The sequence below is a fragment of the Limnohabitans sp. MMS-10A-192 genome, from assembly GCF_003063335.1.
In the GTDB taxonomy this organism is placed as follows: Bacteria; Pseudomonadota; Gammaproteobacteria; order Burkholderiales; family Burkholderiaceae_C; genus Limnohabitans_A.
The window spans coordinates 151,892-164,771 of the sequence record NZ_NERX01000007.1 but is presented as its reverse complement, the minus strand read 5'-3'; the positions used below and the strand labels follow the sequence as shown (position 1 = coordinate 164,771).

13 protein-coding genes are annotated in these 12,880 nt (G+C 61.8%); 10 read left to right on the top strand and 3 right to left on the bottom strand.

Translation table 11 applies throughout. The annotated features are described in order from the left end of the window. The 7 genes from B9Z43_RS14465 (at position 1) to B9Z43_RS14435 (ending at position 6,637) form a co-directional block, all read left to right on the top strand. Positions 1 to 999 (top strand): branched-chain amino acid ABC transporter permease, encoded by a 999-nt coding sequence (locus B9Z43_RS14465; RefSeq protein ID WP_108326648.1) that lies wholly within the window; start codon positions 1 to 3, stop codon positions 997 to 999. After that, on the top strand, positions 992 to 1,771 hold the full coding sequence (locus B9Z43_RS14460) for an ABC transporter ATP-binding protein (RefSeq protein WP_108326647.1): 780 nt from the start codon (positions 992 to 994) through the stop codon (positions 1,769 to 1,771). Before B9Z43_RS14465 ends, B9Z43_RS14460 begins: the two co-directional genes overlap by 8 nt. Position 1,772: 1 nt before the next feature. Next, positions 1,773 to 2,486, top strand: coding sequence for an ABC transporter ATP-binding protein (locus B9Z43_RS14455; RefSeq protein WP_108326646.1), 714 nt, complete (start codon positions 1,773 to 1,775; stop codon positions 2,484 to 2,486). 72 nt (positions 2,487 to 2,558) lie between these two features. Then, positions 2,559 to 3,377, top strand: a complete 819-nt coding sequence (locus B9Z43_RS14450) for an SDR family oxidoreductase (protein ID WP_108326645.1) — start codon at positions 2,559 to 2,561, stop codon at positions 3,375 to 3,377. Continuing rightward, on the top strand, positions 3,374 to 4,690 hold the full coding sequence (locus tag B9Z43_RS14445; protein WP_108326644.1) for an NAD(P)/FAD-dependent oxidoreductase: 1,317 nt from the start codon (positions 3,374 to 3,376) through the stop codon (positions 4,688 to 4,690). The genes B9Z43_RS14450 and B9Z43_RS14445 overlap by 4 nt, the downstream gene beginning before the upstream one ends. 25 nt (positions 4,691 to 4,715) lie before the next feature. Next, positions 4,716 to 5,648: a bile acid:sodium symporter family protein gene (locus B9Z43_RS14440; RefSeq protein WP_108326643.1), complete on the top strand. Its 933-nt coding sequence runs from the start codon at positions 4,716 to 4,718 to the stop codon at positions 5,646 to 5,648. Next, positions 5,645 to 6,637: an SDR family oxidoreductase gene (locus B9Z43_RS14435; RefSeq protein WP_233250090.1), complete on the top strand. Its 993-nt coding sequence runs from the start codon at positions 5,645 to 5,647 to the stop codon at positions 6,635 to 6,637. The genes B9Z43_RS14440 and B9Z43_RS14435 overlap by 4 nt, the downstream gene beginning before the upstream one ends. A 3-nt stretch (positions 6,638 to 6,640) precedes the next feature. On the opposite strand, the gene B9Z43_RS14430 is transcribed toward B9Z43_RS14435, so the two are convergent. Next, positions 6,641 to 7,411: an IclR family transcriptional regulator C-terminal domain-containing protein gene (locus B9Z43_RS14430; RefSeq protein WP_108326641.1), complete on the bottom strand. Its 771-nt coding sequence runs from the start codon at positions 7,409 to 7,411 to the stop codon at positions 6,641 to 6,643. Positions 7,412 to 7,631: 220 nt separating this feature from the next. Between B9Z43_RS14430 and pobA the strand changes: the two genes are divergently transcribed. Next, positions 7,632 to 8,828: a 4-hydroxybenzoate 3-monooxygenase gene (gene pobA / locus B9Z43_RS14425; protein ID WP_108326640.1), complete on the top strand. Its 1,197-nt coding sequence runs from the start codon at positions 7,632 to 7,634 to the stop codon at positions 8,826 to 8,828. A 382-nt stretch (positions 8,829 to 9,210) separates the two neighbouring features. Continuing rightward, positions 9,211 to 10,080 carry a CoA transferase gene (locus B9Z43_RS14420; protein ID WP_108326639.1) on the top strand — a complete coding sequence of 290 codons (870 nt, stop codon included), beginning with the start codon at positions 9,211 to 9,213 and terminating at the stop codon, positions 10,078 to 10,080. Positions 10,081 to 10,100: 20 nt separating this feature from the next. On the opposite strand, the gene hppD is transcribed toward B9Z43_RS14420, so the two are convergent. Both hppD and B9Z43_RS14410 read right to left on the bottom strand, forming a co-directional pair. Next, positions 10,101 to 11,174 carry a 4-hydroxyphenylpyruvate dioxygenase gene (gene hppD, locus B9Z43_RS14415; RefSeq protein ID WP_108326638.1) on the bottom strand — a complete coding sequence of 358 codons (1,074 nt, stop codon included), beginning with the start codon at positions 11,172 to 11,174 and terminating at the stop codon, positions 10,101 to 10,103. 401 nt (positions 11,175 to 11,575) lie between these two features. Continuing rightward, on the bottom strand, positions 11,576 to 12,010 hold the full coding sequence (locus B9Z43_RS14410; protein ID WP_108326703.1) for an Hsp20/alpha crystallin family protein: 435 nt from the start codon (positions 12,008 to 12,010) through the stop codon (positions 11,576 to 11,578). A 210-nt stretch (positions 12,011 to 12,220) separates the two neighbouring features. Here B9Z43_RS14410 and B9Z43_RS14405 point away from each other — a divergent pair, with 210 nt between their 5' ends. Then, a complete protein-coding gene (locus B9Z43_RS14405; RefSeq protein WP_108326637.1) occupies positions 12,221 to 12,772 on the top strand; it encodes a DUF1003 domain-containing protein in 552 nt (183 codons plus the stop codon). Positions 12,773 to 12,880 lie beyond the last annotated feature (108 nt).

Below are 12,880 nucleotides of genomic sequence, written 5' to 3'. Positions count from 1 at the left end.
ATGAGCGCCCCCCAAACCCATCTTGAAATCCTGCCGCGCAGCGTGCAGCTGCTGCTCGTGCTGGGCCTTGTCGCCCTGATCGCCTTCCCCTTTGTGGGCACGCCTTTCTACATCGACATGGTCAACCGCATGATGATCCTGGCAATCTTTGCGATGAGCCTGGATCTGCTGCAAGGCGTGACTGGCCTGGTGTCGCTGGGCCATGCGGCCTACTTTGGCCTCGCCGGTTATGCACTGGCTTTCCTCACGCCACAAGACGCCCCCATCAGCCTTTACACCAGCTTGCCACTGGCCGTCGGTGCCTCGGCGCTGGCCGCACTCATCATCGGCTTTCTGGTGGTACGCACGCACGGCATCTACTTCATCATGGTCACCATGGCCTTTGCGCAGATGGTGTTCTTCCTGTTCTTTGACAACAAAGTGCTGGGTGGCTCGGACGGCTTGTTCCTCAACTTCAAACCCGATGCCGTGCTGATCGATCTGGAGAACAAACAGGTGTTTTACTTCTTCACCCTCGCCTGCTTGGTGGGTGTTTACGCCTTCTTGCGCCGCCTGCTCTGGAGCCCCTTTGGCCGTGCGCTGTCGGGCATCCGCGTGAACGAGCACCGCATGCGCGCCCTGGGCTTTGGCAGCTTCAGCCACAAGCTGGCGGCCTTCACGCTGGCTGGCGCCTTGGCAGGATTGGCCGGGTATTTGTGGGCTGCCCAAAGCGGCTTCGTGAACCCCGAACTCATGGGCTTTCACATGAGCGCGCACGCCATCATGATGGTCATCTTGGGCGGCATGGGCAACTTCGCGGGGGCCATCGTCGGCGCGTTCAGCTTTGAAATGCTGCTGCACGTCTTCAAGGACCTGCCCGATGTGGGCGAGTTCAAGACCGGCAAACACTGGCAGATGTGGATGGGCCTGTTCATCGTGGCCCTGATCGTGTTCGCGCCCAAAGGCATTCTGGGCCTGATCACCCGCATCGTGGCCCGCAAGGAGGCGCAACATGAGTGAACGCCAAACCCTGATGTCGGCACGCCAGCTGACCAAACGCTTTGGTGGCCTGGCCGCCGTCAACGAAGTCAATGTCGATTTGTGGCTGGGCCACATCCACGCCGTGATCGGCCCCAACGGCGCAGGCAAATCCACGCTGACCAACTTGCTGTCGGGCGATCTGCCGCCCACATCGGGCCAGATCACGCTGGACGGTCACGACATCACAGGCTGGACGCCCGAGAAAATCTCGCGCCACCGCCTGGGCCGCAGCTACCAGAAGACCAACATCTTCCGCACCTTCAGCGTGTGGGACAACGTGCGCCTGGCTGCACAGTCCCGCGTGCAACCCTCGCCCTTCAACCCGCTGGGCTGGCTGAGCCGCGCAGCAGGCATGTCGGCGGTCAATGCACAGGCTGAGCGGGCGATTGAGCTGGCAGGTTTGCAAAACCGCCGCAAAACAATAGCCGGTGCGGCCAGCCATGGCGAGCAACGCCAGCTGGAGATCGCCATGACGCTGGCCACCGAACCAGTGGTGCTCTTGTTGGACGAGCCCCTGGCCGGCATGGGCGTGGCCGAAGCCGAAAGCATGGTGCAGCTTTTGCTGCGCCTGAAAAAAGACCACGCCATGATGCTGGTGGAACACGACATTGACGCGATCTTCACCCTTGCCGACCACCTGACGGTGATGGTCAACGGCCAGGTGATCGCCAGCGACAAGCCCGCTGTGGTGCGTGCCGACAGCGGCGTGCAAGCGGCCTACCTTGGTGAAGAGACTGGCGAGGAACATTGAGATGAGCGAACTCTTGATCAACGCCCAAGGCCTGCAAACCTATTACGGCGCCAGCCACATCCTGCGCGGCATCGACTTCCAGGTGGCACGCGGCGAAACCATTGGCCTGATGGGCCGCAACGGCATGGGCAAAAGCACCTTGCTCAAATCCATCATGGGCATCGTGCCGCCGCAAAGCGGCACCGTGCAGATCAAAGGCCAAGCCATGAACGGTCGCCCCACCTTTGAAGTGGCACAGATGGGCATCGCCTACGTGCCCGAAGGTCGGGGCATCTTTGGCAATCTGAGCGTGGTGGAGAACCTGAAAATGGCCGCCCGTGCGGGCACCCGTGGCCAGCGCGACTGGACTTACGAGCGCGTGCTGGAGACCTTCCCGCGCCTGACCGAACGGCTGAACCACGGTGGCCAGCAGCTGTCTGGCGGTGAACAGCAAATGCTGACCATTGGCCGGGCCTTGATGACCAACCCCGATGTGCTGATTTTGGACGAAGCCACCGAAGGCCTGGCCCCGCTGATCGCCCGTGAAATCTGGCGCATTTGCAGCCTGATCAAGGAAAGCGGCATCAGCGCCATCATCGTGGACAAGAACTGGAAACACGTCACCCAGATCACCGACCGCAACGTGATTCTGGTCAAAGGCCAGGTGGTGTTTGAAGGCTCCTCGCAAGCCCTGCACGACGCCCCCAGCGTGCTGGAGCAGCATCTGGGCGTTTGAGTCACACAAGGGTCTTCACCAAAGGGGCTATGCCAAAATCAGCTGCAACACATTCACAGGTTTGCAGTACGCATGTTTCGCAACGCAGTCATCACCGGCGCATGTGGCGGTCTGGGGCAGGCCCTGGCCCGGCAGCTGATCGCACAAGGCACCCACGTGGCCCTGGTCGGCATGAACACCACCGCCTTGCAAGCCCTAGGAGCGCTGGCCCCCGAGCGCTGTCGCATTTACACCCCCGATGTCTCTGACGCAGTCGCCATGCAAGCCATGGGCGCAGACTGGCTGCAACACCATGGCGTACCCGATTTGGTCATTGCCAATGCGGGCGTGGCCGGTGGTTTTGATACGGCCGAAGTGTCTGACCTGACCGTGATGCGCCGCATGCTGGAGATCAACCTGCTGGGCGTGGCCACCAGCTTCCATCCCTTTTTGCGTGCCATGCAAACCAGCGGCCAAGGCGGCGCATTGGTCGGCGTGGCCAGTGTGGCGGGTTGGCGCGGCATGCCGGGCAACGGGGCTTATTGCGCGAGCAAGGCCGGACTGATCGCGTACTTGCAAAGCCTGCGCGCCGAGTTGCGGCCCACCCTGCTCACGGTGCACACCATCAGCCCCGGCTATTTGCGCACCGCGCTCACGGCAGGCAACACCTTCGCCATGCCGGGCCTGCTCGGCCCCGACGAAGCCGCCAGCGCTTTGCTGCAAGGGGTGGCCCAAGGCCGTGAACACATCGTCTTGCCCCGGCGCATCGGCTGGCTGTCCAAAGCCTTGTCGCTGCTGCCTGCAAGGCTGCACGACCGCATCTTGCTGGGCCAGCCCCGCAAGCCGCGTGCAGGCCAAGCGGGCGCCACGCCCATTCCGGGTCTGCCCCCATCCTCATCGTCCCCACCATGACCACCACCCGCACCGAAGAACAAATCGCCCTCATCGGCGCAGGCCCCGCTGGCCTGGCCGGTGCGCGGGCGCTCAGCCTGCACGGCGTGCCCTTTCAGGGCTTTGAAGCGCACACCGAAGTGGGTGGCCTGTGGAACGCAGGCAACCCCCGCTCCACCGTCTACGAGTCCGCCCATCTGATCTCCAGCAAACGCATGACGGAATTCACCGAATTCCCGATGACTGGTGATGCCGCCGACTACCCCAGCCACCGCGAGTTGTTGCCCTATTTCAAGGCCTATGCCGAGCATTTCGATTTGCTGCGGCATTACCGCTTTGGCGTGCGCGTGGTCCGGGTGGAACCCGTGAGCGATGCCCCCGACACGCTTTGGCGCGTGAGCATCGACCCCGGCAACGGCCCACTGGAGACGGCCAACTACAAAGGCGTGGTGATTGCCAACGGCACACTGGCCGAACCCAATATGCCCACTTTTGAAGGCCAGTTCAGCGGCGAACTGCTGCACACCTCGGCCTACAAAAGCGCCCGCCAGTTCGATGGCAAGCGCGTGCTCATCGTCGGCGCTGGCAACTCGGGTTGCGACATCGCGGTCGACGCCGTGCACCACGCCCAAAGCATCGACATCTCGGTGCGCCGGGGTTATTACTTCGTGCCCAAATACGTGTTCGGCAAACCGGCCGACACCGTGGGCGGCAAGATCACGCTGCCCATGCGCCTGAAGCAGGCCATTGACAGCACCATCCTCAAATGGTTCACCGGCGACCCGGTGCGCTTTGGTTTTCCCAAGCCCACCTACAAGATGTACGAGTCGCACCCGGTGGTCAACTCACTCATCCTGTACCACATCGGCCATGGCGATGTGAAGGTGCGCCCCGACATCGCGCGGCTGGACGGCCGCACCGTGCACTTCAAGGACGGCAGCCAAAAAGACTACGACATGGTCATGGCCGCCACCGGCTACAAGCTGCACTACCCCTTCATCGATCGCGCCCTGCTCAACTGGCAAGGCATGGCGCCCAAGCTCTACCTCAACATCTTGTCGCCACAGTTCAGCCGCTTGGCCGTGCTGGGCATGGTCGAGGCCAGTGGCCTGGGCTGGCAAGGCCGCTACGAACAAGCCGAGCTGGTGGCCCGCTACTTCAAGGGTTTGGCCACTGGCAGCGCAGCAGCCGCCGCCTTGAACCAGGCCCGCCAAGGCCCCTCGCCCGATGTGTCGGGGGGCTACCAATACCTGCAACTCGAACGCATGGCTTACTACGTCAACAAAGACGCCTACCGCGCTGCCGTGCGCCAAGCCTCGGCCGCGCTGGCCTGACCACAGCCCCCATAAGGAATACCCCATGCTGCCTGTTGACGAGATCCGCCTGAACTTCAACCCCGCCTCGCTGGCGGTGCTCAATGCCGTACTGGGCTTTTTGATGTTCGGCATCGCGCTCGATACCCGCATCGAAGACTTCCGCCGCTTGCTGCGCATGCCCATGGCTTTTGCAGTGGGCATTGCGGCGCAGTTTCTGGTGCTGCCCGCCATCACCTTTGGCTTGACGCTCGTGCTGCAGCCCGCGCCGAGCATCGCACTGGGCATGATTTTGGTGGCTTGCTGCCCACCCGGTAACGTCAGCAACATCCTGACCCACCGGGCCAACGGCAATGTGGCGCTCAGCGTGTCCATGACCGCCGTGTCGAACGCCATCTCGGTGTTTGCCATGCCGCTCAACTTTGCTTTCTGGGGCAGCATCCACCCCACGGCGTCCAAACTGCTGACCAGCATCGCGCTCGATCCTGCGCAGATGTTCGTGCACATCCTCTTGATCATCGGCTTGCCCTTTGTGCTGGGTCTGGCTTGCGTGCACCGCTTTCCGGTCTGGACCGAGCGCTTCAAAAAGCCGCTGCGCATCCTCAGTTTTCTGGCCTTGATCGGCTTCATCATCGGCGCCATCGCGGGCAACTGGCGCTACTTCATGGACTATGTCGGCCTGGTGCTCATGGCGGTGGTGTTGCACGACGCGCTGGCCTTTGCCACCGGCTGGTCGATTGCGCGCATGGCACGATTGAGCGACTACGACTGCCGCGCCGTGTCCATTGAAGTGGGCATCCGCAACGCAGGGCTGGGCCTGGTGCTGATCTTCAGCTTCTTCAACGGCTTGGGCGGCATGGCCGTGGTGGCGGGGGTGTGGGGCTTTTGGGACATCATCGCGGGCCTGATCCTGGCCGGTTGGTGGGCGCGCAAACCCTTGCGCAGTGGCGGGCCTGCCGCTGCGGAATGCACAAAGTGAAGACGCCCCAAGCCGCCCGCGTGCTGGTCACCGGGGCCTCTGGCTTTTTGGGCCAGGGCCTGATTCGCACCCTGGCAGAGCGCCGAACCTGCGCACACCTTGTCGCCGTCGATGTGCGCGAGGTGCCGCCCGAGCAACGACTGCCCGGCATCACCTACGTCACGCAAGATGTGCGCGATCCGGCGCTGGAGAGCACCCTTGCCGCGCACCGCATCGACACCGTGGTGCACCTGGCCTCCATCGTCACACCCGGCAAAGATTCGAACCGCGCATTTGAATATTCCGTCGATGTGGGGGGCACTCAAAACGTGCTGCAAGCCTGCGTGCAAAGCGGCGTGGCGCACATCGTGGTCTCGTCCAGCGGCGCGGCCTACGGCTACCACGCCGACAACGCGGCCTGGCTCACCGAAGACATGCCGCTGCGCGGCAACGAAAGCTTTGCCTACTCGCACCACAAACGTCTGGTCGAAGAGATGCTGGCGCGCTACCGCCAGAGCCACCCGCAACTGGCGCAAACCGTGCTGCGCATCGGCACCATCCTGGGCGAACGGGTCAACAACCAGATCACCGCCCTGTTTGAGAAAAAGCGACTACTGGCGATCAAGGGCAGCGACAGCCCCTTTGTGTTCATCTGGGACGAAGACGTCACCGGCGCCATCGTGCATGCGCTGAGCGGCCTGGCCGAGAGTGGCTGCTTCAACCTGGCCGGTGACGGCGCTCTGACGATCTTCGAGATCGCTCAGCGCTTGAATAAACCAGCCCTTGTCTTGCCCGCTTGGCTGCTGCAAACCGCCTTGTTTGTGGGACACAAGCTGGGCATCAGCCGATACGGCCCCGAACAGCTGGACTTCTTGCGCTACCGGCCGGTGCTGCTGAACACGGCCCTCAAAGCGCCGTTCGGCTACACGCCGAGCAAGACCAGCGCGCAGGCCTTTGAAGCGTTCGTGGCTGCTCGCGCGATCACAGACAAGCCTGTGCGCTGTCTCTGAGCCTCACAGCAAAGGCCGCAACTCCCGCGCTGCCTCCAAGAGCAGCGGCAACCACTTGCGTTGCACCGCAGCGTCTGACAGCTGCTCGGGCGTGCCCACCACATTGAGCGCAGCCAAAGTTCGGCCCTGCATATTGCGCAGCGGCACCGCCAGCGCATGGATGCCCAACTCATGCGCATCGCGCGACAAGGCGTGGTCTTGCGTGCGAACTTGGTCGATGATTTTTTTGAAAGCCGCCGTACCCACTTCGGTCTGCGGCGTGATGCGGGCCAGGCTACGGCCCTTGAGCCAGGCACTCAAATCGGCTTTGGGCCAATTGGCCAACAAGACCTGCCCGGTGGATGTGGCGTGTGCCGGCAATCGCGCGCCCAAGTGCAAGCCGTACGCGAGGTGGCGCACCGGCTCGGCCACGCCCGCGCTGCGCGCCACGATCACGCATTCGTCACCGTCCAGCACCACCGCAGAAAACGCCGCCTGCGTCTGCGAGGCCAGGCGGTTGAGCGTGGGTTGCAAGGCTCGCGGTAAGCGTGAGGTGGCCATGTAGCTGCCCGCAAAGCGCAGCACACGGGCCGACAACCAGTAGTGGCTGCCATCGGTTTCCAGATAACCCAACTCGGCCAGCGTGAGCAAATGCCGCCGCGCCGCCGCACGGGTGATGCCGGTGCGTTGCGCGGCCAAGGTCGCATTCAAGCGCTGGCGCTCGGTGTCAAAGGCCTCCAGCACGGCCAGGCCTTTGGCCAGGCCTTCGATGTAATCTGCTTTGGCGATGGTCATGTGGTCCTTGATCGTGAAACGTCGGGGCTGAAGCCAGCGACCTACAAAAGGCAGACCCGGTAGGTCGGTGACACAAGACCCTTGATCTGCGTTAATTTGCGCGATCATCGCACAAACATCACGCGATTCGCACAAACCCGAATCGACAACAGCACCAAGCCCCGTCTTCTTGCCTAAGCTTGTGGGCATTGCCTTTCACCCACATTCCCGGAGACTTTTCATGACCAAAGCCACCCGCACCCAAGTTGCCATCATTGGCGCAGGCCCCTCGGGCTTGCTGCTCGGCCAATTGCTGCACAAGGCAGGCGTTGACGCCATCATCGTGGAGCGCCAAAGCGGCGATTACGTGCTGAGCCGCATCCGTGCAGGCGTGCTGGAGCAAGTCACCATGGACCTGCTCGATGAAGCGGGGGTCGGCCAGCGCATGCATGCAGAAGGCTTGATCCACGGCGGCTTTGACCTGCTGTTCAAGGGCGCCCGCCACCGCATCAACATGAACCAGCTCACGGCCGGCAAAAACGTCATCGTTTACGGCCAGACCGAAGTCACCCGCGACCTGATGGATGCCCGCCAGGCCGCAGGCTTGCCCACCATCTACGAAGCGGCCAACGTGCAGGTGCACGAGTTCGACTCCGCCAAGCCTCGCGTCACGTACGAAAAAGATGGACAGACCCACACCATCGAGTGCGACTTCATCGCTGGCTGCGACGGCTTTCACGGCGTGTGCCGCGCCAGCGCCCCCAAAGACAAGATCCGCGAATACGAAAAGGTCTACCCCTTCGGCTGGCTGGGCGTGCTGTCCGACACCCCGCCTGTGCACCACGAACTCATTTACGCCAACAGCACCCGCGGCTTTGCCCTGTGCTCACAGCGCAGCGCCACGCGCAGCCGCTACTACCTGCAAGTGCCGCTGACCGACAAGGTCGAAGACTGGAGCGATGAAGCCTTTTGGGAAGAGCTGCGCAATCGCCTCGACCCCGAAGCGCGTGAGCACCTGGTCACCGGCCCCAGCATCGAAAAAAGCATCGCCCCGCTGCGCAGCTTTGTGACCGAGCCGATGCGCTTTGGCCGCATGTTCCTGGCCGGTGACGCCGCCCACATCGTGCCGCCCACCGGCGCCAAGGGCCTGAACCTCGCCGCCACCGACGTGAAGTACCTGTCCACCGCCCTGATCGAGTACTACCAAGAGAACTCGGAAGCGGGCATCGACAGCTATTCCGAGCGCTGCCTGCGCCGCATCTGGCGCGCCGAGCGTTTTTCCTGGTGGTTCACCAGCCTGATGCACAACTTCCCGGAAAACGGCGACATCGGCCAAAAGTTCCAGGACGCTGAACTCGATTACCTGATCCACAGCGAATCGGGCTCCAAAACCATTGCCGAAAACTACGTGGGGCTGCCGCTGGATTTTGGTGACTGATTCGGAACCCCATGGATACCGGCTCGCCGGCCGGTATGACATGCTTTTTTGCAAGCCGTGACATGCGCGCCTGGCTCTTATGACATCAAGACGGCAACATGCTCGCCGCATCAAAAAAGCAACTTGCGCGCTGCATCGAAACAGCAACTTGCTCATCCCATCGAAAACGCAACTTGCTTGTCACCCCGGACTTGATCCGGGGTCCATGCCTTGCGCCACATGACCAGTCAGGGTTGTGCCTGGCCTGCAAACGTCGGACCTGAAGGTGCCGTCCTGCGGGAGCCGGCTATTTGCAGGTCGGCGGATTCGACGCCAAGCACACGTGACAGTACCCCGTCAGCGCACTGCTCATAATGTGGACCAAAGCATTTCAAGGTCCCGCATGTCCTCTACCAAACCCCTGCGCGGTGTGCGCGTTCTCAGCCTCGCCCTCAACCTGCCCGGCCCCGCCGCGCTCATGCGCTTGGCCCAAATGGGCGCCAGCTGCACCAAGGTCAACCCGCCTTCGGGTGACCCGATGCAGCACTACACACCCGACGGCTACGACATGCTGCACCATGGCGCCAAGCACAAGACGCTGGACCTCAAAACCGCCACCGGTCAGGCGGCGCTGCACAAACTGCTGCCCAAGACCGATGTGCTGCTGACCTCGTTCCGTCCTTCGGCCCTGAGCAAGTTGGGCCTGAGCTGGAAAACCCTGCACAAGCAATACCCCACACTGAGCTTGATCGAAGTGGTCGGTGCCCCCGGCCCGCTGGCTGAAATTCCCGGCCACGATTTGACGTACCAAGCCGAAGTCGGTTTGGTCAACGGCATGGACTTGCCGCCCAGCCTGTTCGCCGACATGGGCGGTGCACTCATGGCCAGCGAAGCCACACTCAAGGCCTTGATCACGCTCAAGACCACCGGCAAAGGCAGCCACCACGAAGTGGCCTTGTCAGATGCCGCCGCCTGGTTGGCCCTGCCCCGCCAGCTGCGCATGACCACGCCCGATGGCGCTGTGGGTGGCGCACACGCGGGCTACCGGGTCTATGCCTGCAAAAACGGTCGCGTCGCCGTGGCTGCGCTGGAGCCGCACTTTGCCATCCGTCTTTGTGAGGCCGCTGGCATCACGTTGGCACACCCCGTCAAAGACCTGTTCAAGCCCGCCACGCGCAAAGCCGTCGAAACATTCCTGGCCAGCCAAACCCGCGCCCAGCTGGACAAGCTGGCCACGGCCAAAGACATTCCGATGCTGACGCTGCCGCGCTGAAACGACTGTCCTGACGCGCCTCAGACTTCGATCGCCCCACGGCGGATCTGATCGCGCTCCAAGCTCTCAAACAGCGCCTTGAAGTTGCCTTCGCCAAAGCCCTCGTCGGCTTTGCGCTGGATGAACTCAAAAAACACCGGCCCCAGCAAGGTCTGGCTGAAGATCTGCAGCAGCAAACGCTTTTCGCCGTTGGCGGTGGAGCCATCCATCAAGATGCCACGCGCCTGCAACTCGGGCACCGGTTCGCCGTGGCCGCTCAAGCGCTCTTCGAGCATCTCGTAGTAAATGTCGTTGGGTGCGGTCATGAGCGGAATGCCCGCCATCTGCAGCGCGTCGACACTTTTCAAAATGTCATCGGTCAAAAGCGCAATGTGCTGGATGCCCTCGCCATTGAACTGCATCAGGAACTCTTCGATCTGGCCCCCGGTCTTGCCCGACTCTTCATTCAGCGGGATGCGGATCAGGCCATCGGGCGCGGTCATGGCCCGGCTGGTGAGACCCGTGTATTCGCCCTTGATGTCGAAGTAACGGATCTCGCGGAAGTTGAAAATCTTCTCGTAGAAGCTGCCCCAAAACGCCATGCGGCCTTTGTACACGTTGTGCGTCAAGTGGTCGATGCGTTGGAAGCCATGGCCAGGCGGGTGGCGGTCCACGCCGTCGATGAATTCGAAGTCGATGTCGTAGATACTCTTGCCGTCTTCGTAACGGTCGATCAAATACAGCGGCGCACCGCCAATGCCCTTGATCGCGGGCAGGCGCAACTCCATCGGGCCGGTGGGCACATCCACCGGCTGTGCGCCCATCTCCAATGCACGGGCATAAGCTTTGTGCGAATCCTTCACGCGAAACGCCAAGGCACAGGCACAGGGGCCGTGCTCAGAGGCAAAGTAGCCGGCCAGGCTCTTGGGCTCGCGGTTGACGATGAAATTGATGTCGCCCTGACGGTAGAGCACCACGTCCTTGGACCGGTGCTTGGCCACCAGAGAAAAGCCCATTTTTTCAAACAAGGGCTCCAGCGTGTTGGCGACAGGGGAAGCGAACTCGACGAACTCGAAGCCGCACAGGCCCATGGGGTTGTCAAACAAATCAGCCATGAAAAATCTCCAGCAGTGAACCGGGCCATGCTGCTTTGTGCGCGTGGCCCGAATTGAAATCGGTCAAACAAAAAAGGATTTTTGTAGGTCGGACCTTCAGGTCCGACGTGGCACTTCTTGATCACCAACATGTCGGGGCTGAAGCCGCCGACCTACAAGGAAAAGTTCAGACCCACTGCGGCGGCGCGCAAGGCTTGCCCCGCGTGCTGCGCGCGAGGTGGATACCGACGATCAAGACTTGGATACTCATGGGAAAAGTGTCAACAACAGCCCAGCAGTTTGCCTGCATTTGGGCCATTCGTCCAGTTTAAACCGCTGGCTCAGGCGGCCAAACACAAAGCCCCGCAAAACGCATGCTTTGCGGGGCTTTGTGCGCTGCGACCACCAGGGCCGCAACAACATCAAGCGATTTTGAGCAAACGGGCCTGCCCATTGGGCTTCTTGGGCAAGGTCAGCAGCAAGACGCCGTTTTCGTACTTGGCCTGCGCGGCCGCCTGGTCCACATGCTCATCGAGCGTGAAGCTGCGCGACACGCTGCCGTAATAACGCTCGCTGCGGATGACTTTGGCGCCTTCCTTTTCTTCTTTTTCTTTTTTCACTTCAGCACTGAGCGACACCTGGTTGCCGTCCACAGACACCTTGATGTCGTCCTTGCTGACACCCGGAATTTCAGCTTTCACAAAGAAATTTTTGTCATCCTCTGACAGGTCAAGCCGCATCTGTGGCTCCCCCTCCAGCATGCGGTACGCCGGACGCATGGCAAAGCCTTTGAAAAAATCGTCTCCAAAAGGATCTCTCAATTCACTGAAAGGGTTAAAGCGTGTGAGGTTGCTCATGGTCATTTCTCCATTGGTTGAAAAACATCTGCACCCCTTGGGCTGCAACGTGTTCGAGCGTTGACGGGACGCATCGCCCGCGAGACGGGTGGCTCACCCAGCCCCATACGCACTGTCACGCTGGACGATCGGCCTGTCTGTTTATCAGCCCACACAGACAAGCCCCACCCAAAGCCTGCTAACCTGCAGCAACACAGCCATGAGGTCCAGATGACATCCCCAACTCACACCGTCACGCCCGCACCAAAGGACGATAGCCAGCAGCTTGAACTGCTGCGCCAGCACCGCCGTGCTCATCGGCAAAAACACGCCATCGTCCCGATGCTGACGGCCGAGCACCTGCAGATCGCGCCGCCCACACGCGGCCAATGGCTGGCCGACATCGTGGCCGCCACCGTGGGTTCGTGGCGCTTCATCATCATCCAGAGCACCGCCATCGTGGTCTGGATCGTGGGCAACGTCTTGAGCGGTGCAGCGGCTTGGGACCCCTACCCCTTCATCTTGCTGAACTTGCTGCTGTCGTTTCAGGCGGCCTACACCGCGCCAGCGATCATGATGAGCCAAAACCGCCAGTCCGAGATGGACCGGCGCCATGCGCAAAACGACTACGAAATCAACGTCAAAGCCGAACTGGAAATCGAACTCCTGCATGAAAAAATCGACATCATGAAAGAGCAGGAACTGCTGGTGCTGACCCAAGCCGTGCGCGAGCTGTCCGAACAAGTCAAAGTCCTGTCACAACGGCTGCCCAAGGCCCACTGAGCCCACTCAGGGCCACAAGCCACTGCGTCAAGCCGCTGCGTCGGCCAGCGAACAGACCACCGGCCAGCCTGGCCGCAACATGCAGCCACCGACTTACCGGAGCACGGC

Excerpts from the sequence above, each read along its gene's own strand:
- B9Z43_RS14450 (WP_108326645.1), top strand. The coding sequence starts at position 2,559 with ATGTTTCGCAACGCAGTCATCACCGGCGCATGTGGCGGTCTGGGGCAG.
- B9Z43_RS14455 (WP_108326646.1), top strand. The coding sequence starts at position 1,773 with ATGAGCGAACTCTTGATCAACGCCCAAGGCCTGCAAACCTATTACGGC.
- B9Z43_RS14430 (WP_108326641.1), bottom strand. The coding sequence starts at position 7,411 with ATGACCATCGCCAAAGCAGATTACATCGAAGGCCTGGCCAAAGGCCTG.
- B9Z43_RS14465 (WP_108326648.1), top strand. The coding sequence starts at position 1 with ATGAGCGCCCCCCAAACCCATCTTGAAATCCTGCCGCGCAGCGTGCAG.
- B9Z43_RS14420 (WP_108326639.1), top strand. The coding sequence starts at position 9,211 with ATGTCCTCTACCAAACCCCTGCGCGGTGTGCGCGTTCTCAGCCTCGCC.
- pobA (WP_108326640.1), top strand. The coding sequence starts at position 7,632 with ATGACCAAAGCCACCCGCACCCAAGTTGCCATCATTGGCGCAGGCCCC.
- B9Z43_RS14440 (WP_108326643.1), top strand. The coding sequence starts at position 4,716 with ATGCTGCCTGTTGACGAGATCCGCCTGAACTTCAACCCCGCCTCGCTG.
- B9Z43_RS14460 (WP_108326647.1), top strand. The coding sequence starts at position 992 with ATGAGTGAACGCCAAACCCTGATGTCGGCACGCCAGCTGACCAAACGC.
- B9Z43_RS14445 (WP_108326644.1), top strand. The coding sequence starts at position 3,374 with ATGACCACCACCCGCACCGAAGAACAAATCGCCCTCATCGGCGCAGGC.
- B9Z43_RS14410 (WP_108326703.1), bottom strand. The coding sequence starts at position 12,010 with ATGAGCAACCTCACACGCTTTAACCCTTTCAGTGAATTGAGAGATCCT.
- hppD (WP_108326638.1), bottom strand. The coding sequence starts at position 11,174 with ATGGCTGATTTGTTTGACAACCCCATGGGCCTGTGCGGCTTCGAGTTC.
- B9Z43_RS14405 (WP_108326637.1), top strand. The coding sequence starts at position 12,221 with ATGACATCCCCAACTCACACCGTCACGCCCGCACCAAAGGACGATAGC.